The sequence below is a fragment of the Halocynthiibacter styelae genome (assembly GCF_016123485.1).
In the GTDB taxonomy this organism is placed as follows: Bacteria; Pseudomonadota; Alphaproteobacteria; order Rhodobacterales; family Rhodobacteraceae; genus Halocynthiibacter; species Halocynthiibacter styelae.
Genome location: NZ_JADCKQ010000001.1, coordinates 79,181 through 98,063, shown reverse-complemented (window position 1 = coordinate 98,063; position 18,883 = coordinate 79,181). Strand labels below are relative to the sequence as shown.

Genomic DNA, 18,883 nt, shown 5'->3' with positions numbered 1-18,883 from the left:
CCCCTGTTGCCGAATTTTATTCGGGCATAGGCATAACATCTCGAAACACGTTCAGTAAAGGCGAGATCATGCTGCGTTCCCCTGTGACCCTTTTGATGTGCACCGTTGGCATTGTCGGGTCTAACTCTCTTGTGCTGTCCCCCATCGCTGCAGCCGTCGCCATGGGCATCGGTCTGACAGAAGCAACCGATGTTCTTTCGGCCATGGCATTGTATGGGCTGGCAGTGGCCTTTTCTGCCGTGATCTTTGCCCCGCTGGTGGATCGTTTCGGCGCAGACCGGGCACTGAAGGTGGCACTTCTGATCATGACCCTGGCTCTGGCGGTCACTGCGCTTGCAAACACTCTTTTCATATTGATCGCAGCACAGACGATCGCCGGTCTCGCCGCAGGCGTTGCCCTGCCCGCAACCTATGCCCTGGCTGCGCATCTGGCGCCTAAAGGACGGGAAGCACAGGTTATAGGGCGCGTGTTAACCGGGTGGACGCTGTCCATGGCAGGCGGTGTCACCTTGTCTGCCTGGATCACCGATTTTGCAGGCTGGCGCATGGTTTATGTGTTGCTGGCAGTCGGTTTGGCCTTTGCAACGTTGGGCATCACCCGTCTGCGCCTTGAAACAGCGCCTGCACGTGGGCAGGTGACATCACCTCTGCGTGCCCTGCGCCTGCCCGAAGTCATCCCCGGTCTCTTTGCGGTGCTGATGCTGGGCGGTGGGTTCTACGGGATCTACAACTACCTGGGCGCGCATCTGGAACGCAACATGGGCCTTCAGGTCAGCGATGCGGGGCTGTTGACCCTGTCCTATGGTCTGGGGTTTGCTTTGTCGATGCTGGCTGATCCATATCTTGACAAGGTAGGTCCGCGTCGCGGGCTGATCGCTGTCTTCAGCTGTCTTGCGATTTTCTATGCAACCCTGACCACAGTTGATCTGTACTATACCGGTTTGCTGGTGGGTGTTTTCTTCTGGGGCATGTTCCAGCACGCGGGTCTGACGCTGACTGTGTCCCGCCTGACCGCAATTGATCCGTCACAACGCGGCGCAATCCTGGGGCTGAATTCGATGATCATGTATCTCAGCGTCTTTGGTGCGACCCTGGTTTTCCGGCCCGGTTTTGAATGGGCCGGACTGAAAGGCTGCATGTATCTCTCTGCCGGGCTTGCCGTTCTGGGCGCGCTGGAGGCAACAATCGCCCGATTGCGTCAGGTGCAGAACATAGAAACAGCTTAGATCCGGAACATCCGCATCAGGCGTTGCAGCATACGGGCGCTTTGTTGAAGATTCTGGCCATTTGGTGCAGGTGGCTGATTTGGTTGACCTGGCTGCGCCACATCACCGTCCTGTTGCGTATTGCGACGCTTGTTGAACTGCGCAAACAACTGCGGACCGAAGCGCAGCAGCAGGCGAAAAATCATATTTGCATTCATACCATCAACCTCCGGGGAACAGATCTAATATACAGATTACTCATCCTCAAACAATTCACTTTGTTCGTGATCCTCATCGTCAATCACTTCGCTTTCATCCCCCATCGGTCCTGGCATCAGACCAGGTGGCGGACGGTTGTCCAGCAGGCCAGCTGCACGCAGCTCTTTCAGGCCCGGCAGATCACGCGCACTTTCTAAGCCGAACTGATCAAGAAATTCCTGTGTCACAACAAAAGTCACCGGGCGACCAGGTGTCATGCGACGGCGGCCAATACGGATCCATTCCATTTCCAGCAACTGATCAATCGTACCACGAGAAACGGAAACCCCCCGGATTTCTTCAATCTCTGCCCGGGTGGCAGGCTGATGATAGGCGATGATCGCCAGGGTTTCGATCGCCGCGCGTGACAGTTTGCGGGTTTCGACCACTTCCTTATGCATAAGAAACGACAGATCAGGTGCCGTGCGCATGGCCCAGGCATCGCCCGTGCGCACAATCCGCACACCGCGCCCTTCATAGCGTTTCTGCAGGTAAGCAATCGCTTCGGCCGCATCACAACCATGCGGCAAACGCCCCTGAAGTTCCTTGATGGTCAGAGGCTCTGCAGAGGCGAACAGCAAGGCTTCCACCATGCGTTCCTGTTCGGCTTCAGGTGGGGCTTCAAATAGAGAATTCTCTTTTCGATCAGCTTTTTGGGCCGGAATGTTCATGTCACTTATTTCATCGTTCATCGGATCGTTTCCTGATCTGAATGGGGGCGAAAACATCCCCCTGACGCAATTCAATTTTGCCTTCTTTGACAAGCTCAAGGCTTGCGGCAAAAGTCGCAGCCGTGGCGGATCGGCGTTTTTCAGGGTCCTCTGCCCAGCCTTCGGGCAGGTAATTGACAAGTTCTGTCCAGTCACCCGAATAACCGATCAGACTGCGCAGACGATCCAGCGCCTGTTCCATCGTGAAAACCGCATCGCGATCCATCACAAAGGGGCGGAAATCATCGCGGGTCCGCAGACGGGCATAGCCCTGCATCAGATCCAACAGCGTCGCCGTATAGGCCACTTTGCGCACACGTTCCACAGTTTCGATCTGCCCGCGCACAAAGAAATCCCGGCCCTTCTGGTCGCGTGCCATAAGCCGCGCTGCAGATTTGCGCATGGCTTCCAAGCGTTCCAACTGGAAGGCCAGGTGTGCGGCAAGTTCTTCACCGGAAGGGCCTTCTTCACTGGGGTCCGGTGGCAAAAGCAGGCGTGATTTCAGGAAGGCAAGCCAGGCGGCCATCACCAGGTAATCCGCCGCCAGTTCGATCCGCAGTTCTTTCGCGGTTTCAATAAAGGTCAAATACTGATGCGCCAGTTCCAGCACAGAAATCCGGCGCAGATCCACCTTTTGCGTGCGTGACAGGGTCAGCAACAGGTCAAGCGGGCCTTCAAACCCTTCCACATCAACGATCAAAGCCTCCGCCGCAAGGCGACGGGCGACGCGATCTGCATCGCTCTGATCGAAAAGAGATGTGTTCTGTTCGGCCATAAAAGCTTCCGCAGAGAAAGGGATTAAATCAGCGTGTTAAGTTCAGCCATCGTCTGCGAAATGTCAACGGGGACGCCATTCCTGCGCAAATCCATCGCTGCACTCGCGGCGTTCCGCGCGCGATCGTTCATACGACCGGCAGAGGCGGCAACATCTTCCATCTCGGACAATTCACCATTGCAGTGCAGGATCACATCGCAACCGGCCTGTATCGACGCAGCACTGCGTTCACCCGGCGTGCCGGACAGGGCTTCCATCGACAGATCATCGGTCATCAGAAGGCCCTGAAAGCCGATATCTTCGCGGATCAGGCGGATCATTTCAGCCGACGTTGTTGCAGGGCCGGTCTGCCCCAGGGCTTCGTAAACAATATGCGCACTCATGCCCAAAGGCAGATCAGAAAGCGCCTTAAACACCGCGAAATCCACATTCTGCAGATCATCAGAACTGGCCGCGACATGGGGCAGTTTCAGGTGGCTATCAAGCGTCGCACGCCCATGCCCCGGCATATGTTTCATCACAGGCAATGCGCCCGCGTCAAGATTTGCCTTCGCCACCGCGCGGGAAACTTCGGCAACCAGATCAACGGCTTCGCCATAACAGCGATTGCGCAGGACAGCGTGGGTTTCATCGCGGATCACATCAGAACAAGGCACGCAATTCACATCAATGCCACTGGCCAGCAGTTCCGCTGCAATCACCTGATAGCGTAAGTACATTGACCGCACAGCCATTTCACGACCCTGCTTAGCAGTAACCAGCGCGATCTGATCCAGCGGCGGCAGCCAGCTGGACCAATGCGGCGCAGCCATACGTTCAACCCGCCCGCCTTCCTGGTCAATCAGCACCATCGCGTCATGACCCGCGGCATCGCGCAGGTCAGAGGTCAGACGCCGGATCTGATCAGGATTATCCAGATTTCGGGCAAAAAGGATGAAACCAACAGGCCGCGCTTCTTTAAAAAACGCGGCCTCAGATTGGGTCAGGGTCAGACCTTCGCAACCGAAGATATAAGCCCCCGTGTCATGTGAAAGGGCCATCAGCGTACGACAACCGGGATACAATTGCCTGACCGTGCGATGACTTCTGAACAGAACTGACGCGCATCAGACATTGTGGAAAATCCAGCGGCGCGCAGACGGTAAAAGTCACGTCCACCACGTGAAGATATCTGAACAACGCGCTGTTTTCCCTCAAAGAAGTCACCATAACGTGCAGATATGGAATCCCACTGGCTGCGGGCAATATCTTCGCTGTCAAACGCGCCCAGCTGTACAAGGAAAGTGCCAGGGACAATGCTGGACGGATCTGCATCCACAGAGGCCGCCGCCGCCAGCTGAACTGCAGCTGCATCCGTCGCGGCTGCAACCTCGACGGGCTGACGATTATAACTGTTCAGATCAAGCGCCGGACGCAGGCCCGGAACCGGGGAACGGGACACACCTGGCACAGACGCAGGAATGCGCCCTTCGATATTCTCGGCGCTTGTGGCCTGCCCTTCGACCTGAGAAACGGCATTTGCGACAGCGATTTCAATGCTGTTGCGGGATGCAGGTGCTGTGGAAATGGACGCGGGCACAATCGCGGCAATCGGTTGATCACCATCCAGAAGATCAATCGGCGGTGGGGCCAGGATCAGCTGATCGGCGGCTGCCGTTGCTTCGCCATTGGCTTGAACTTCATTTACCGCAAGCCCTTGATGCGCGGCCTGACGACCACCAGGATCTGTCGGTTGAATGCGCCCTTCTGTTTCAAGCGCACGCACAACCGGAATGCCATTCACATCACGCATCGCAAGCTGATAGCCCCAGACACCGGCAGCAGCGACAAGCCCCAGAGACAGCAGCGCGCCAAGATAGTAAACCGGCGAAGACTGAACCGCAGCCTGCGCAGGCACAGGATCAACAGGCGCATAGCCCGGATCTTCTGCATAATATTGCGGGGCGGCGGGCTGAGGCTGTGCAAACTGCTGTTGCGCATAAGGACCATGCGCCGCCATCTGCGGAGCATAACCAGGGTCTGCATAATGCGCCTGCGGACCACCATGAGCCGGATGAATATGTTGTTGCTGCGGCATGACTCTGCGCGGCGTTACTTTACGGCGTACGCCCTGCAGTCCCGGATGATGGGTAAAATGCTCTGCGGAATCAGGGTAATCATATCCCGACATAAACTTGCCTTTCCGTCCGCCCTGCCCCGGTGTTTCCCGGGTTCACATAAGCGGAACTCTCTGCCTCAAACCTCCGGCAGCGAGTGCAAAGACCTCTTGTCGGGCCCGCTTTAACGCATTTCGTCTACCGGTTTGACGCCAAGAATACCAAGGCCGGCAGAAATAACAACGGAAACTGCACGGGCCAGCGCGATTTTCGACTGAGACAGCGAAATGTTGCCTTCCTGCAAGGCACGCAGCCCTTCGTCGTTTTTGCCCATGTGGTAAAGCGCATGGAAATCTGACGCGAGCTCATACAGGTAAAACGCAACACGATGTGGTTCATTCGTACGCGCAGCCGTTTCCACAAGACGTGGGAAAGATGCGATTTTCTTAGCGACGGCCAGTTCTGCCTCGTGATCCAGAGCAGACAAATCTGCCGCCTGAAGCGCTGCATTATCCACAGGCACGCCTGCTGCTGTAGCTTTCTTCAGCACAGAATTCACCCGCGCATGGGCATATTGTACGTAGAATACCGGGTTGTCTTTGCTTTGCTCCAGCACTTTGTCAAAATCAAAGTCCAGCGGTGCGTCGTTCTTCCGGGTCAGCATCACGAAACGGGTCACATCAGGTCCAACCTGATCAACCACATCGCGCAGGGTGACAAAGGTACCCGCCCGTTTGGACATTTTGAACGGCTCACCATTTTTGAACAGTTTCACCAGCTGCGTCAGCTTGATATCCAGCGGCACCTTGCCACCGGACAGGGCAGACACAGCCGCCTTCATCCGTTTCACATAGCCACCGTGATCGGCACCAAAGACGTCGATCAAAAGGTCGAACCCACGTTCTACCTTGTTGTAATGGTAGGCAATATCCGGCGCGAAATAGGTCCAGGAGCCATCAGATTTCTTCACTGGGCGATCAACATCATCGCCGTGTTCCGTGGATTTAAACAGCGTCTGTTCACGCGGTTCCCAATCATCCGGCTTCTTGCCTTTTGGTGGCTCAAGCACGCCTTCATAGATCAGGCCATCGTTTTGCAGACGATCAATCGCGGCTTCGATCTGGCCGGTGCCGTATAGGGATTTTTCGGAATAGAAAACATCCATTTCAACGCCAAGCGCCTTCAGATCGGCGCGGATCAGATCCATCATGGCTTCGGTCGCGAATTCACGCGCTTCTTCCAGCCAGACGTCTTCGGGCTGACCGACCCAGGCATCGCCAACTTTGTCTTTCAGCGCCTGCCCGACCGGCACAAGATAATCACCAGGATAGGTTCCGTCTTCGAACGCAACCTCCTGACCGTGGGCTTCGAGATACCGCAGATAGACGGACCGGGCGAGGACATTCACCTGCGCACCGCCATCGTTAATGTAATATTCACGGGTCACGTCAAAGCCTGTGAAATCCAGCAAGGACGCCAGTGCATCGCCAAAAACCGCGCCCCGTGTGTGACCTACGTGCAGCGGCCCGGTTGGGTTGGCGGAAACATATTCCACGTTTACTTTTTGATCCGCACCCATGTCGGAACGACCAAAATCAGTGCCTGTTTCCAGAACTTTACCAATCAGTCCCTGCCAAATCGCCGCATCAAGACGCAGATTCAGGAACCCCGGACCAGCCACTTCAGCAGAGGTCACGCGCGGATCTTCGGCAAGCTTTGCTGCCAGAGCCTCGGCAATATCACGTGGCTTGGATTTCGCAGCCTTCGCCAGAACCATCGCCGCATTGGTCGCCATATCGCCATGGGCTGCATCGCGGGGCGGCTCTGCGGTGACATTGTCATAAGACAGACCAGCAGGCAGCGCACCCTCCGCAACCATTGCATCCAGGCAATCAATCACAAGCGCACGAATATCAGCAAAGAGGTTCATGTTAGGCGTCCTTTATCAGTTAGCCGTGGTTTAACATGTCAGGGCGTGGGGTCAATGTCGGTTGCGACAGCTTCGCATTCAGCATCTTTCTTGCTGCGCCACCAGATTTCAGCATCTGTCTTGAATAGCGCACTGCAATGTTCCGCCAGTTCTTTAACGGAAAAGGGCTGACCTCTGCGCGTTCCATAACTTGTCGAACCGAAGCAAAACCAGCGGTCCCCATCGGCTACCGCACCCATTCTGCGGAAGTCTTTCGTAGAGCTGACACGCAACTTCGATATCTCTGTATCCTGTCCCAAACTGACGTTTTTCCCCTCGAAATCTACGTAACCCAGATTCACACAGAAGCTCCCTCCGGCCGAGAAAAACTGAAAAGTGATCAACTCAACAAAACCATCAGAGTTTTTATAAAAATGAGGAAACGATCCCTTGAAGCCCAACGTCCTCAGAGCTGGTACACAAACTTCTTTTAGTGCCAGCTCCATAGTTTTCCTGTCCGCACTGCCCGCGGAAACCTGTGATCGTCTGAATAGTTTGTGAAACAATGAGCGCTCCTGTCACTTAAAAAGTATCGGGATCTTCGCGGGCTAATCTATCAACCTTGCATGCTCGGTTAACGCAAATCGGTCCGTCATGCCGGACACATAATCAGCGACCAGACGGGCCAGCATCACCTTGTCTGCGGGATCAGAGATGTCACGTTGCCAGTTGTCGGGCAGCTCTTGTGGGTTTTCAAGGAAATACGGGAACAGATCCTTCACCACCTGCGTCACCTTCTTACGCATCTCCACAACACTTGGGGCCCGGTACATGCGGGTGAAGAGAAATTCGCGCACGATCTTCAGATCCTCGAAAACGGTGTCTGAAAACAGAACCATCCCCCGGCCTGCGTAACGGATGTCTTCCACAGATTTTGGGTTCAGTGTGGCAATGTTGGCACGGGCAACGTCAATCACATCTCCCACCAGAATACCAAAGAACCGGCGCAGGATTTCATGACGGCGACGATCCTGATCAAGATCGGGGTACAACGCATCAACTTCTTCAAAGCAGGGCTTTAACAGAGGCAGTTCCGCGATGTCCTCCATCGTAAACAGCCCCGCACGCAGACCATCCTGCAAGTCGTGATGATTGTAAGCAATGTCATCGGCAATCGCTGCAGCCTGGGCTTCGGCAGAGGCCCAGGTGCCGAGTTCCAGATCATGTAACGCGTTGTAATCACTCAGCGCATACGGCAGATCACCTGTGACCGGTCCATTGTGTTTGGCGATCCCTTCCAGGCATTCCCATGTCAGGTTCAACCCGTCCCATTTCGCGTAATGCCGCTCCAGAGATGTCACAATCCGCAGGGCCTGTGCGTTGTGATCAAAACCGCCAAAAGGCGCCATCATCTCTTCCATCGCGTCTTCGCCGGTGTGGCCAAAGGGGGTGTGTCCCAGATCGTGGGCCAGCGCGACGGCTTCGGTCAGTTCTGTGTTCAGCCCCAAAGCGCCGGCGATTGTACGGGCGACCTGGGCGACCTCAATCGAATGGGTCAGGCGCGTGCGGTAATAATCGCCTTCATGTTCAACAAAAACCTGGGTTTTATGTTTCAGACGCCGGAAGGCAGATGCGTGAATGATCCGATCACGATCCCTTTGAAAACAAGAGCGAAATGCGCTCTCTTCCTCTGCAAACAAGCGTCCTTTGCTTGCATCCGGATGCGAAGCATATGGTTTTAATGTCATTTTGCCCGATCTCGCTGTTGTCGCCAGTTATCCACACCCTTATATTAAAGAAGAAGTAAAAAGATACCGCGAACTGAGGTCCAAAATGTCCCTGACACTGCCCCCGAGCGTGACAAAACGCGCATATGAGCGTCTGGCTGAAATCAATGAGGCCGCTGACGCGCCCCAGGCGCTGCGTATTGCCGTAGAAGGCGGGGGGTGTTCCGGGTTTCAGTATGAGATTAAGCTGGATGACGCGTCTGACGATGATCTGGTGCTGGAAGGCGACGGACAGAAGGTTGTGATTGACTCTGTCTCTCTGCCGTTTCTCGCCAATGCGGTGATTGATTTCACTGATGAACTGATTGGCGCGCGCTTCACCATCGAGAACCCAAATGCGACCAGCGCTTGCGGGTGTGGCACAAGTTTTTCCATGTAAAGTAGCGACTTAGCGAACCCCGAACCGGAAAACCGGAAAACCGGAAAACCGGAAAACCGGAAAACCGGAAAACTTTTTATTTTCAATACCCTTATGTCAATACAAAAAGGCCCGGAGGTTTCTCCGGGCCTTTTTGTTTCATCAAAGTTATTAACCTTTAACCTTACCGGTCAGATGCATTCTCAGATGCCAGCTGGCCTGCGAACCATGCGGCGGCTACCGGGTTCACACCACCCTTGGAGGACAGGGTTGCGCCAACGGATGGGTTGGCTTGGGTCTCGATACCGGTGCCAGCTTCAGCCGCCAGGTTTTCAAAGATTTCAACAGCTTCTGCAGAAACCGGGGCAGATCGTTCAACAACAACACTTTCAATACCGGTGTTGTCCTGGGCGAAGTGAGCTTCAACATCTTTGGCACCCGCAAAAGCAGGAGCAGCAACAGTCAGGGCGAGGATGGATGCGATTACAGTTTTCATAGCGTTAACCTTTCAAGGGTCTGGATGTTGTTTCATTTCGGTGGAAGTCTTGTTGCTTCCGATGTGATTGATTTGGGGGTGCTTCAGATCACCTTCAAGACACAGAACCGTGAGGTCTGTTCACGCATGCACACAGGGCTGTGAGTGCTTGAAACAGACCAAAACACCAGAATATCGCATACACAATCCATGCACATCCTATGCACATGTTATGCATATCAGGCGCACGTGCCTTTAACCGCGGGTTCACTTCCCCCACCCCTTGCAATAGCGGCCAAACCCGGCGAAACAGGAAAGACATAAGGAGAGCGCCATGATCATCGCCACATATAACATCAACGGCATCAAAGCCCGGCTGAACGCCCTGACAAACTGGCTCGAGATGCGCAAACCGGATGTGGCGATCCTGCAGGAAATCAAATCTGTCGATGAAAACTTCCCGCGCGAGCATTTTGAAGACATGGGGTATCAGGTGGAAACCCATGGGCAGAAAAGCTTCAACGGGGTTGCGATCCTCTCAAAGCTGCCGCTGGAAGATATCCGTCGCGGCCTGCCGGGCGACGACAGTGATGAACAGGCGCGCTGGATCGAAGCGACCGTGATGGGCGAAAAAGCCGTGCGGATCTGTGGGCTGTACCTGCCCAATGGCAATCCGGTGCCCGGGCCGAAATATGATTACAAGCTGGCCTGGATGGAACGGATGGAAGCCCGCGCCCGCCAGCTGCTGGAATTTGAAGAACCTTTCCTGATGGCGGGCGATTACAACATCATCCCTCAGGCCGAAGATGCGAAACATCCGGAAAACTGGACAGAAGATGCATTGTATCGCCCGGAAAGCCGCGCGGCCTGGCGTCGCCTGCTGAACCTTGGGTTTACGGATGCCCTGCGCGCACGCAACGCAGCACCTGAAACCTATTCCTTCTGGGATTTTCAGCGCGGGGCCTGGAACCGCAACGACGGGATCCGGATTGATCATTTCCTGCTGTCGTCAGACTGCGCCGATCTTCTGGAAGACTGCCAGATCGATTCAGAAATCCGCGGGTATGAAAAACCCAGCGATCACGTGCCGGTCTGGGTAAAACTGGCCGCATAAGAGAACGCCCGGGATCAATCCGGGCGCAATTTTTATTGCGTAAATGTCGCGAGATAGGCTGCGATGTCTTCGCCCCCCTGCGGGAAACGAACACTCATATTCACGCGAGACCGGTCATTTCCGGTGTATTCCCGCACAAACCCAATCGGGTTTGCAACAAAGGCCGCAAGATTTTCTTCCGTCCAGACCAGGCCCGCGGCCCCCGCGTCTTTCATGGAATCTGTAAACATCCCAACCGGCAGGCGTGGTCCGCCGTTCAGGTAATCGTTTTCAGTTCCGGCAATACGACCAATCACCCCATAGAGGTTCGGGCCTGTGATGCCCCCATCCACCAGAAGATTATTGTCATTGTCGATGATCACATGGCAGGCCACACAGCGGCTAAACAATTGTTCACCTTTTTCCGGATCCCCTGCAGCGATCGCAGAGGTACTCACCAAACCGCCAAGCAAAGCGGCCACAATATTTAACGCTTTCATTCTGTCCTCATAAGATTTCGCGCATCCCCGCGCTCAACCTCTGGAAGAAACATAGTTAACAGATACACGGTTTGACACAGATCAATCGCCAATAAAAAAGCCGGCGCGAGGCCGGCTTTTTAAATCTGTTGTCACAGCAGATCAGCTGTCGCGATGCACTTTCTCGCGACGTTCGTGACGTTCCTGGGCTTCCAGGGTCATGGTCGCGATCGGACGGGCATTGAGACGTTTCAGGGAAATGGGTTCCCCGGTTTTGTCACAATAGCCGAATTCGCCTTCTTCAATACGCCGCAGCGCACTGTCGATTTTATTGACGAGTTTACGTTCCCGATCCCGTGTGCGCAGTTCAAGCGCACGATCAGTTTCTTCAGATGCACGATCCGCAACATCAGGGATGTTACGTGTATTGTCCTGCAGACCTTCAATTGTGTCTTTATTGCCTTCCAGAATATCATCTTTCCAGGCGATCAGTTTCCGTCGGAAATATTCCAGTTGGCGATCATTCATAAACGGCTCATCTTCAGCCGGTTGATAATCCTCTGGCAGGAAAACTTCAGCTTTCATACCCGCTCCCGTTAATCAATTATGGCCGGGGCATAACTCGCCAGTGATCGGGGGTGCGTCATTTCCCCCAGGTCCCGAGTCCGCCTTCCGGCTCCCTCTCTCTGGGGTCTGCATTACACCGATCAGTTCAGCTTGTCTAGAAACAGTTCCAGGAAGTTGAGTTAGCCCCGGTTGAGGTGTTGTCGTGCCGTCTGCTTCTGCTATTGTCGCGCGAAATTCCCCCGGCGCACTGCCCTGCCCGGCGAACAGAAGGCCTGAGATTATGAAATTCACCGGAACCGATTCTTATGTTGCCACCGACGATCTGACTGTGGCGGTGAATGCGGCCGTGGCGCTGCAACGCCCCTTGCTTGTGAAAGGCGAACCGGGCACCGGGAAGACCGAGCTTGCCAAACAGGTGGCTGATGCCCTGAAGCTGCCGATGCTGGAATGGCACATCAAATCCACCACCAAGGCGCAGCAGGGCCTTTATGAATATGACGCGGTTTCGCGCCTGCGTGACAGTCAGCTGGGGGACGAACGTGTTCATGATGTGAAGAACTACATCCGCAAGGGCAAGCTGTGGCAGGCCTTTGAAGCGGAACAGAAATCTTTGCTGCTGATTGATGAGATCGACAAGGCCGACATCGAATTTCCGAACGATCTTTTACAGGAACTCGATAAGATGGAGTTCCATGTGTACGAGACTGGCGAAACCGTAGAGGCCGTAAACCGCCCGGTGGTGATCATCACGTCCAACAATGAAAAAGAACTGCCAGACGCGTTCCTGCGCCGCTGTTTTTTCCACTACATCCGTTTCCCGGATATGGACACCATGCGCAAGATCGTTGAGGTCCATCACCCGGGCATCAAGGAAAGTCTGCTGACCCAGGCGCTGACCCAATTCTATGAGGTCCGCGAACAATCCGGTCTGAAAAAGAAGCCTTCGACATCTGAGGTTCTGGACTGGCTGAAATTGTTGCTGGCAGAAGATCTGTCCGCCGAAGATCTGAAATCCGATGCCACATCCGCCCTGCCCCGTCTGCATGGGGCGCTTTTGAAAAATGAACAGGATGTGCATCTGTTTGAACGCCTGGCCTTCATGGCCCGCAGCCAGAGGTAACCGATATGACTGAACTTGTGATCCGCCCCCTTCTGACCTCTGACGAGACTGACTGGCGTCGCATGTGGAAAGACTACCTGGCGTTTTATGAAACGGAACTGCCAGAGGAAATCTATCAGTCTACTTTCGCGCGACTTCTCGGCGATGATCCGCAGGATTTTTCCTGTCTGATCGCTGAACATAAAGGCAAACCTGTGGGTCTGACCCATTTCCTCTATCACCGCCACGGCTGGAAGATTGAGAACACCTGTTATCTTCAGGATCTCTGGGCGGATGCGGATGTGCGTGGTCTGGGGATCGGCCGCGCCCTGATTGAGGCGGTTTACGCCGAGGCCGACAAAGCCGGTGCGCCTTCTGTCTACTGGCTGACCCAGGATTTCAACGAAAACGCCCGCAAGCTTTATGATCGCATCGGTGTGCTTTCGGATTTCATCAAATATCAGCGAGGCTGATCGCAATCATCCCCGACACACCTATATAAGAACAATAAGGGAGGCAGGCCTATGAAGATCGCAGATTTCAGACATATCATGGGCAGCCTTGCGCTTCCTCTTATAGTGTCGGCCTGTGTCACGGCCCCAGCCATCAGCCCCGCGCCCGACACCCTGCCCGCGATGCGGATGTTTCAGGGCGCAACCACCGCCACAGCAACACGTTCGAACCGGGCACTGGCGCAGGATTTTCTTGATCTGACCTTCCGCCTTGAAAATGGCGAGGCCCTGCCGGTTTTCACCCGGTTCGAAGGTCCGGTCACTTTGCGCATGGCGGGCACGCAGTCAGAAGTAAACCAACGCGACCTGTCCGAACTTCTGGCCCGTCTGCGGCGCGAGGCCGGTGTGCAGATTTCCCAGATTTCAGGTGAAGCGCGGGCCAATATCACTGTCGAATTCCTGCCCGCCCGCGTGATCCGCCGGGCCGTGCCCACTGCGGTTTGCATCGTTGTGCCCGGTGTCAGCAGCTGGCAGGAATATCAGCGCCAACGCGCGCAGGAACGGACATCCTGGGCGGCGCTGCAAAAACGTGAACATGTGGCGATCTTCATTCCGGAAAACCAGGCCCCACAGGATGTGCGCGACTGCCTGCATGAAGAACTTGCCCAGGCTCTGGGGCCGCTGAATGATCTCTGGCGGCTGAATGACAGCGTGTTCAACGATGACAATTTCCACGTGGTGCTGACCCGGTTTGACATGCTGATGCTGCGCCTGACCTATGATCCGCTGTTGCGGTCTGGCATGTCACGCGAACAGGTGGCGGCGCGCCTGCCGTCGCTGTTGGAACGCATTAACCCCGAAGGCAGCTTTGAGGCCGGGCGCGGCAACACCGAAATTGCCCCTGTCGACTGGAATCAGGCCATTGAAACGGCGCTGTATTCCAGTGCCTCTGCCGCCCGGCGTCTGCAGGCAGCGGAAACTGCGATTGCCATCGCGCAAAACCGCAATCTCAGCCCGCAACTGAAGGCCTTTGGTCATTACGCCCAGGGGCGTCTTCTGGCAGGTCGTGATCACACGGGATCGACCAGAGCATTGCTGGCGGCAGGCGATATCTATGCTGCCCTGCCCGGATCCGAATTGCAGACCGCCCATGTGGCGCAGCGCCTGGCATTTGCGGCCCTGAAAGCCGGGAATGCCGCGGGCGTGATTGATCTGATTGACGGCGCGCGCCCGGTGGTGGAAAAGGCGCAGAATGCGATTTTGTTGTCGTCCATGCTGATGCTGAAAGCCCGCGCCCAGGACATGCTGGGCCAGGCAGAACAGGCCAGTGAGACGCGGCAGAACGCCATTGCCTGGGGCCGTTATGGTTACGGCAGCATGGATACAATACAAAGACGGTTGCGCGAGATTGATAATCTTGCACCAGCCGCCGTCACTAGCGGAGACAGCTGATGTTCATCATTTTCTTTGGCCTGATTGGTGCCTTTCTGGGGCTGCGTCGTGCGAACCGCATGAACGGCGCGCGGATTGACAAGCTTTGGCTGACCGGGCTGTTTTGCATTCTGGGCATGATCCTGGGCCTGCTGATCACCATTGGCGTTGATCGTTCCGGGATCCTGTAAATGTTTCTGCCCTTCTTTGAAAAGCTGCGTGAAAACGGTGTTCCTGTGTCCCTGCGGGAATATCTGAGCTTTCTGGAAGGCATGAAAGCCGGGCTGACGATCTATGATCCCGAAGGGTTTTACTATCTCGCCCGCACCGTGATGGTGAAAGACGAACGCCATCTTGACCGGTTTGACCGGGCCTTTTCTGCAAGCTTTTCCGGGATTGAAAACATCAGCCTGGATCAGGTGATGGAAGCGGTGGATATCCCCGGGGACTGGTTGGAAAAACTGGCTGAAAAGCACCTGAGCGCCGAGGAAAAGGCTGAAATCGAAGCCCTGGGTGGGTTCGATAAGCTGATGGAAACCCTGAAAGAGCGCCTGAAAGAACAAGAAGGGCGCCATCAGGGGGGCAACAAATGGATTGGCACGGCGGGTACATCGCCCTTTGGCGCCTATGGTTACAACCCCGAAGGCGTGCGCATTGGTCAGAACGAAAGCCGCCATCAGCGCGCGGTGAAGGTCTGGGACAAACGCGAATTTAAGAACCTGGATGACAGCGTTGAACTTGGCACCCGCAACATCAAAGTCGCCATGAAACGCCTGCGCAAATGGGCGCGTGACGGGGCGGCGGATGAGCTGGACCTTGATGGCACGATCCGGGCCACGGCGGAAAACGGCTATCTCGATGTCAAAACCCGGCCCGAACGACGCAACGCGGTGAAAGTGCTGATGTTCTTTGATGTGGGCGGCTCAATGGACCCTTACATCAAAGTTGTGGAAGAACTGTTTTCCGCCGCGCGCAATGAATTCAAACATCTGGAATATTTCTACTTCCACAACTGCCTGTACGAAGGTGTCTGGCGTGACAATGCCCGGCGCTGGAATGAACAGATGTCCACCCATGACATCCTGCGCACCTATGGGGCTGACTATAAATGTATTTTCGTGGGCGATGCATCTATGTCCCCCTATGAAATCGCCTATCGGGGCGGTGCAAATGAACACTGGAACGACGAACCCGGTCAGGTTTGGCTGGAACGCGCACGCGAACAATGGCCATCACATATGTGGATCAACCCGATCCCAGAGACGCATTGGCGTTACACCCAATCCATCCGCATGATTCAGGAAATCTTTGAAAACCGTATGGTTCCCATGACCCTGAAAGGCATTGAACGTGGCATGAAAGAACTGTCACGTTGACACCCTGCCCCCATATATAAGCCATGAACCGCTTTACCCCCCTTCTGTTTGCCCTGTTTACGGGCATTGTCATATACCGGTTTTCTGTCTGGCGGATGCGGCGGACGCTGACCAAAAACTCAACAAAGCTGGATGATCCGGCGCTTGAGATCTGGACACGTAAGATGGCCCGTTCCATGAACCGGCCACATATTCCGGTGTTCATCTATGAAATTGATCCGGTGAACGGGCTTGCCGCACCCGATGGTCGGATTTTCATCACGCGTGGGTTTTATCGCAAGTTTAAAGAAGGTGAAGTCACCGGCGAAGAAATGGCCAGCGTGATCGCCCATGAACTGGGCCATGTGGCCCTTGGCCATGCCCGCCGCCGCAGCATTGATTTTTCAGGGCAAAACGCCATGCGCACGGCTTTAGCGATGGTGTTCAACCGAATTATTCCGGTGATTGGCCCCTGGATTGCCGGAATGGTAATGAACCTGCTGCTGGCGCGCCTGTCACGGGATGATGAATACGAGGCCGATGCCTGGGCTGCGGCGCTGCTGCATAAATCCGGCATTGGCGTTGCGCATCAAAAGTCTTTGTTTTCCAAACTGGAAGCCCTGACCAAATCCAACGCCGGCGCCATGCCGGCCTGGTTTCTGAGCCACCCGAAAACAGGTCAGCGCATCGCAGCACTTGAAAAACTTGAAGCACGTTGGGCCCGGGTTGATCAGGCCTGACTGGACACAGCTTTGCCAAACCTTGGCAAGCGGGCCTTTTTGAAGAGTTTGCGTTTGTCCCAGGGCTGATCAGACAAGGCTTCGGCCTTTGCATGCACGCGACCCGCGATCTCCTGCATCACACCGGGGTTGGCGTGAAACAGGCTGACAACAAACCCGTCCGGATCCTGGCGGGACAGGCCTTCTTCAGCGAGAATGCGTTGGGGGAAATCTTTTGCATTCATGGTGATAATCAGATCTGCTGAGGCTTCGGATGCTGCCGCAAGAACGTGAATATCGTTTTCATCCGGCAGCCAGTACCGCGCCATGCGCCCCTGATCCACACGCACAGACGCGCGGGGCCATTGTGAGGACAGCAAGGCGATTTCGCCGCGTGCAATGGGTTCGCTTAAAGGCGCGACACGTGCTGCCGCCCGCGCCCATTCTTCCAGGATGCGGGCGGACCAGATGGGTTCATACAACCCCTGTTCCGCCGCGCCAATCAGCACTTCGCGCATCACTGTCGGATACAGCACGCAGGCATCCAGCAGTGCGCGCATCAGCCGTCCAGACGCCAGAACATCGCTTTCAGATAGCCGCTTTCCGCCAGTGACGGATGCTGTGGGTGATCCGGCCCGGCAGATCCGGTGTGCAGCAGCTGTGCCTGACGGCCAGCCTTGCCAACACCGCGATCACAGGCTTCGCGGAAACGTGACGCATCGGCCGCATGGGAACAGGAACACAGGCCCAGATAGCCGCCCGGGGCCACCAGTTGCGCCGCCAGACGTGCCACACGTTCATAAGCGCGCAGGCCTTTTTCAAGGGCGGGTTTGGACGGTGCGAAAGCTGGCGGGTCACAGATGACCACGTCGAATTTCACGCCATTCGCAACCATGTCTTCCATCACATCAAAGGCATCGCCTTTGCGGATCTCAAGCCGATCAGACGCGCCCATCGCCTCGGCACCCTTTTGTGCCAATTCAAGTGCAGGCGCGGATCCGTCAACGCAGACAGCAGATTTCGCACCACCGGCAAGCGCTGCAAGACCAAAGCCGCCAACATGGGAAAACACGTCAAGAACGGTTGCGCCTTTTGACATGCGCGCGCCAAAGGCATGGCTTTCACGTTGGTCAAAGAACAGGCCGGTTTTCTGACCGCCCAGCAAATCCGCCATATAGGTTGCGCCGTTCATCTCAACGGGGATCAGGCCAGAGACTTCGCCCAGCACAACGCCGGACACATCATCCAGGCCTTCGGTGGCACGTGCGCGGCCCGCGGCGTTTTTGACGATGTTTTTGACGCCGTCGATAGAGGCCAGGGCATCTTTCAGCAGATCAAAATGCATCTCAGCCCAGGCGGCGTTTGGCTGGACAACAATCGTGTCACCAAAGCGGTCTGCGATCACGCCGGGGAATCCATCTGCTTCAGCGTGGATCAGGCGATAGAAAGGCGCGTCATACATGTTTTCACGCATATTAACAGCACGTTGCACGCGGTTACTAAACCATTTCGCATCAATCGCCACATCCGGATCACGATCCAGCATACGGGCGACGATCTTGGACCCGGTGTTCACGGCCACAGTGCCAAGCGGGTTGCGGTCATTGTCTTCAAGCGTGGCAATCGTGCCCGGCACAAGCTTTTTGCTGCGGCGGTCAAGCACAAGTTCATTGGCCCAGACCCAGGGCGCGCCAAAGCGGATGCGGCGCGTGTCCATCTTGGGTTTCATACGCAGAACGGGGCGGGACTCGGAGGAGGAAATATCAGTCATAAGCACCTCTTACTTGATCCGAACCGGCGCGGAAAGCCTTGTTTTATTCTTCCAGCGGCGGGCGCACACGGGCCATGGCCCCACCACGCCGCCGGGGCTTTTTCTGACCGGCAGAAAGAGCGGCGCGCAGAACCTCTGACATCGGGTGATCGGGTTCTGCCAGGGCATAGATGTCATGCAGGGCCTGAAGCGCAGATTTCTCATCCAGGTTATCTTTGCGCGAGATCGCCCAGTCGAGAAAGACAGACCGGCATTCGCCCGCAGTGATGCCTTCTATAATATAGACATCTTTGAATAGACCTTTTGGGTCGAGCACGGAGAGATCCTGCATCTGCCTGTCCTTT

Annotated in this window: 23 protein-coding genes; 9 read left to right on the top strand and 14 right to left on the bottom strand. The window is 55.5% G+C overall.

Annotated features, from left to right (window positions below):
• The first annotated feature begins 68 nt into the window (after positions 1–68).
• Entirely contained in the window at positions 69–1,226 is a 1,158-nt protein-coding gene (locus H1D41_RS00465; protein WP_228847066.1) for an MFS transporter, read from the top strand.
• Here H1D41_RS00465 and H1D41_RS00460 read toward each other — a convergent pair.
• From H1D41_RS00460 to H1D41_RS00425, 8 genes are all read right to left on the bottom strand, one after another.
• Positions 1,223–1,423, bottom strand: coding sequence for a hypothetical protein (locus H1D41_RS00460; protein ID WP_228847065.1), 201 nt, complete (start codon positions 1,421–1,423; stop codon positions 1,223–1,225). The two genes, H1D41_RS00465 and H1D41_RS00460, sit on opposite strands and share 4 nt — an antisense overlap.
• A gap of 36 nt (positions 1,424–1,459) precedes the next feature.
• Entirely contained in the window at positions 1,460–2,155 is a 696-nt protein-coding gene (scpB, locus tag H1D41_RS00455; RefSeq protein WP_228847064.1) for an SMC-Scp complex subunit ScpB, read from the bottom strand.
• Positions 2,145–2,948, bottom strand: coding sequence for a segregation and condensation protein A (locus H1D41_RS00450; RefSeq protein ID WP_107495853.1), 804 nt, complete (start codon positions 2,946–2,948; stop codon positions 2,145–2,147). The genes scpB and H1D41_RS00450 overlap by 11 nt, the downstream gene beginning before the upstream one ends.
• A gap of 23 nt (positions 2,949–2,971) precedes the next feature.
• Positions 2,972–3,988, bottom strand: a complete 1,017-nt coding sequence (locus H1D41_RS00445; protein ID WP_228847063.1) for a glycoside hydrolase family 3 N-terminal domain-containing protein — start codon at positions 3,986–3,988, stop codon at positions 2,972–2,974.
• The gene (locus H1D41_RS00440) at positions 3,988–5,118 is read right to left on the bottom strand and encodes an SPOR domain-containing protein (protein WP_228847062.1); all 1,131 of its coding nucleotides are present in this window, start codon (positions 5,116–5,118) and stop codon (positions 3,988–3,990) included. Before H1D41_RS00440 ends, H1D41_RS00445 begins: the two co-directional genes overlap by 1 nt.
• A 110-nt stretch (positions 5,119–5,228) precedes the next feature.
• Positions 5,229–6,974 carry an arginine--tRNA ligase gene (gene argS / locus H1D41_RS00435; RefSeq protein WP_228847061.1) on the bottom strand — a complete coding sequence of 582 codons (1,746 nt, stop codon included), beginning with the start codon at positions 6,972–6,974 and terminating at the stop codon, positions 5,229–5,231.
• A gap of 38 nt (positions 6,975–7,012) precedes the next feature.
• The gene (locus H1D41_RS00430) at positions 7,013–7,459 is read right to left on the bottom strand and encodes a DUF4304 domain-containing protein (protein ID WP_228847060.1); all 447 of its coding nucleotides are present in this window, start codon (positions 7,457–7,459) and stop codon (positions 7,013–7,015) included.
• 102 nt (positions 7,460–7,561) lie between these two features.
• Positions 7,562–8,701: a deoxyguanosinetriphosphate triphosphohydrolase gene (locus H1D41_RS00425; RefSeq protein WP_228847059.1), complete on the bottom strand. Its 1,140-nt coding sequence runs from the start codon at positions 8,699–8,701 to the stop codon at positions 7,562–7,564.
• Positions 8,702–8,792: 91 nt separating this feature from the next.
• Here H1D41_RS00425 and H1D41_RS00420 point away from each other — a divergent pair, with 91 nt between their 5' ends.
• Positions 8,793–9,119, top strand: a complete 327-nt coding sequence (locus tag H1D41_RS00420) for a HesB/IscA family protein (protein ID WP_228847370.1) — start codon at positions 8,793–8,795, stop codon at positions 9,117–9,119.
• 163 nt (positions 9,120–9,282) lie between these two features.
• On the opposite strand, the gene H1D41_RS00415 is transcribed toward H1D41_RS00420, so the two are convergent.
• On the bottom strand, positions 9,283–9,594 hold the full coding sequence (locus H1D41_RS00415; RefSeq protein ID WP_228847058.1) for a hypothetical protein: 312 nt from the start codon (positions 9,592–9,594) through the stop codon (positions 9,283–9,285).
• A 313-nt stretch (positions 9,595–9,907) separates the two neighbouring features.
• Here H1D41_RS00415 and xth point away from each other — a divergent pair, with 313 nt between their 5' ends.
• Positions 9,908–10,687: an exodeoxyribonuclease III gene (gene xth, locus H1D41_RS00410; protein WP_228847057.1), complete on the top strand. Its 780-nt coding sequence runs from the start codon at positions 9,908–9,910 to the stop codon at positions 10,685–10,687.
• 32 nt (positions 10,688–10,719) lie between these two features.
• Here xth and H1D41_RS00405 read toward each other — a convergent pair whose 3' ends face one another.
• Entirely contained in the window at positions 10,720–11,166 is a 447-nt protein-coding gene (locus H1D41_RS00405; protein ID WP_228847056.1) for a c-type cytochrome, read from the bottom strand.
• 141 nt (positions 11,167–11,307) lie between these two features.
• A complete protein-coding gene (gene dksA / locus H1D41_RS00400) occupies positions 11,308–11,730 on the bottom strand; it encodes an RNA polymerase-binding protein DksA (protein WP_107495844.1) in 423 nt (140 codons plus the stop codon).
• Between the two features lie 262 nt (positions 11,731–11,992).
• On the opposite strand from dksA, the gene H1D41_RS00395 reads away from it, so the two are divergent.
• Genes H1D41_RS00395 through H1D41_RS00370 form a run of 6 tightly spaced genes read left to right on the top strand, consistent with a single transcriptional unit; the run spans position 11,993 to position 16,789 of the window.
• Positions 11,993–12,832 (top strand): AAA family ATPase, encoded by an 840-nt coding sequence (locus tag H1D41_RS00395; RefSeq protein ID WP_228847055.1) that lies wholly within the window; start codon positions 11,993–11,995, stop codon positions 12,830–12,832.
• 5 nt (positions 12,833–12,837) lie between these two features.
• On the top strand, positions 12,838–13,284 hold the full coding sequence (locus H1D41_RS00390) for a GNAT family N-acetyltransferase (protein WP_228847054.1): 447 nt from the start codon (positions 12,838–12,840) through the stop codon (positions 13,282–13,284).
• Positions 13,285–13,335: 51 nt separating this feature from the next.
• Positions 13,336–14,715: a DUF2927 domain-containing protein gene (locus tag H1D41_RS00385; protein WP_228847053.1), complete on the top strand. Its 1,380-nt coding sequence runs from the start codon at positions 13,336–13,338 to the stop codon at positions 14,713–14,715.
• Complete coding sequence (locus H1D41_RS00380) at positions 14,715–14,885, top strand: hypothetical protein (protein WP_157946829.1); 171 nt, start codon at positions 14,715–14,717, stop codon at positions 14,883–14,885. The genes H1D41_RS00385 and H1D41_RS00380 overlap by 1 nt, the downstream gene beginning before the upstream one ends.
• Positions 14,886–16,070 (top strand): vWA domain-containing protein, encoded by a 1,185-nt coding sequence (locus tag H1D41_RS00375; RefSeq protein WP_228847052.1) that lies wholly within the window; start codon positions 14,886–14,888, stop codon positions 16,068–16,070.
• Between the two features lie 23 nt (positions 16,071–16,093).
• A complete protein-coding gene (locus H1D41_RS00370) occupies positions 16,094–16,789 on the top strand; it encodes a M48 family metallopeptidase (protein ID WP_228847051.1) in 696 nt (231 codons plus the stop codon).
• On the opposite strand, the gene H1D41_RS00365 is transcribed toward H1D41_RS00370, so the two are convergent.
• Genes H1D41_RS00365 through H1D41_RS00355 form a run of 3 tightly spaced genes read right to left on the bottom strand, consistent with a single transcriptional unit; the run spans position 16,780 to position 18,870 of the window.
• Complete coding sequence (locus tag H1D41_RS00365) at positions 16,780–17,328, bottom strand: RSP_2648 family PIN domain-containing protein (RefSeq protein ID WP_228847050.1); 549 nt, start codon at positions 17,326–17,328, stop codon at positions 16,780–16,782. The genes H1D41_RS00370 and H1D41_RS00365 overlap by 10 nt on opposite strands.
• Positions 17,328–18,539, bottom strand: coding sequence for an RSP_2647 family RNA methyltransferase (locus H1D41_RS00360; protein ID WP_228847049.1), 1,212 nt, complete (start codon positions 18,537–18,539; stop codon positions 17,328–17,330). The genes H1D41_RS00365 and H1D41_RS00360 overlap by 1 nt, the downstream gene beginning before the upstream one ends.
• Before the next feature lie 43 nt (positions 18,540–18,582).
• Positions 18,583–18,870: a hypothetical protein gene (locus tag H1D41_RS00355; RefSeq protein ID WP_228847048.1), complete on the bottom strand. Its 288-nt coding sequence runs from the start codon at positions 18,868–18,870 to the stop codon at positions 18,583–18,585.
• Positions 18,871–18,883: the final 13 nt, after the last annotated feature.

Excerpts from the sequence above, each read along its gene's own strand:
- H1D41_RS00465 (WP_228847066.1), top strand. The coding sequence starts at position 69 with ATGCTGCGTTCCCCTGTGACCCTTTTGATGTGCACCGTTGGCATTGTC.
- H1D41_RS00460 (WP_228847065.1), bottom strand. The coding sequence starts at position 1,423 with ATGAATGCAAATATGATTTTTCGCCTGCTGCTGCGCTTCGGTCCGCAG.
- scpB (WP_228847064.1), bottom strand. The coding sequence starts at position 2,155 with ATGAACGATGAAATAAGTGACATGAACATTCCGGCCCAAAAAGCTGAT.
- H1D41_RS00450 (WP_107495853.1), bottom strand. The coding sequence starts at position 2,948 with ATGGCCGAACAGAACACATCTCTTTTCGATCAGAGCGATGCAGATCGC.
- H1D41_RS00445 (WP_228847063.1), bottom strand. The coding sequence starts at position 3,988 with ATGGCCCTTTCACATGACACGGGGGCTTATATCTTCGGTTGCGAAGGT.
- H1D41_RS00440 (WP_228847062.1), bottom strand. The coding sequence starts at position 5,118 with ATGTCGGGATATGATTACCCTGATTCCGCAGAGCATTTTACCCATCAT.
- argS (WP_228847061.1), bottom strand. The coding sequence starts at position 6,974 with ATGAACCTCTTTGCTGATATTCGTGCGCTTGTGATTGATTGCCTGGAT.
- H1D41_RS00430 (WP_228847060.1), bottom strand. The coding sequence starts at position 7,459 with ATGGAGCTGGCACTAAAAGAAGTTTGTGTACCAGCTCTGAGGACGTTG.
- H1D41_RS00425 (WP_228847059.1), bottom strand. The coding sequence starts at position 8,701 with ATGACATTAAAACCATATGCTTCGCATCCGGATGCAAGCAAAGGACGC.
- H1D41_RS00415 (WP_228847058.1), bottom strand. The coding sequence starts at position 9,594 with ATGAAAACTGTAATCGCATCCATCCTCGCCCTGACTGTTGCTGCTCCT.
- xth (WP_228847057.1), top strand. The coding sequence starts at position 9,908 with ATGATCATCGCCACATATAACATCAACGGCATCAAAGCCCGGCTGAAC.
- H1D41_RS00405 (WP_228847056.1), bottom strand. The coding sequence starts at position 11,166 with ATGAAAGCGTTAAATATTGTGGCCGCTTTGCTTGGCGGTTTGGTGAGT.
- dksA (WP_107495844.1), bottom strand. The coding sequence starts at position 11,730 with ATGAAAGCTGAAGTTTTCCTGCCAGAGGATTATCAACCGGCTGAAGAT.
- H1D41_RS00395 (WP_228847055.1), top strand. The coding sequence starts at position 11,993 with ATGAAATTCACCGGAACCGATTCTTATGTTGCCACCGACGATCTGACT.
- H1D41_RS00390 (WP_228847054.1), top strand. The coding sequence starts at position 12,838 with ATGACTGAACTTGTGATCCGCCCCCTTCTGACCTCTGACGAGACTGAC.
- H1D41_RS00385 (WP_228847053.1), top strand. The coding sequence starts at position 13,336 with ATGAAGATCGCAGATTTCAGACATATCATGGGCAGCCTTGCGCTTCCT.
- H1D41_RS00380 (WP_157946829.1), top strand. The coding sequence starts at position 14,715 with ATGTTCATCATTTTCTTTGGCCTGATTGGTGCCTTTCTGGGGCTGCGT.
- H1D41_RS00375 (WP_228847052.1), top strand. The coding sequence starts at position 14,886 with ATGTTTCTGCCCTTCTTTGAAAAGCTGCGTGAAAACGGTGTTCCTGTG.
- H1D41_RS00370 (WP_228847051.1), top strand. The coding sequence starts at position 16,094 with ATGAACCGCTTTACCCCCCTTCTGTTTGCCCTGTTTACGGGCATTGTC.
- H1D41_RS00365 (WP_228847050.1), bottom strand. The coding sequence starts at position 17,328 with ATGCGCGCACTGCTGGATGCCTGCGTGCTGTATCCGACAGTGATGCGC.
- H1D41_RS00360 (WP_228847049.1), bottom strand. The coding sequence starts at position 18,539 with ATGACTGATATTTCCTCCTCCGAGTCCCGCCCCGTTCTGCGTATGAAA.
- H1D41_RS00355 (WP_228847048.1), bottom strand. The coding sequence starts at position 18,870 with ATGCAGGATCTCTCCGTGCTCGACCCAAAAGGTCTATTCAAAGATGTC.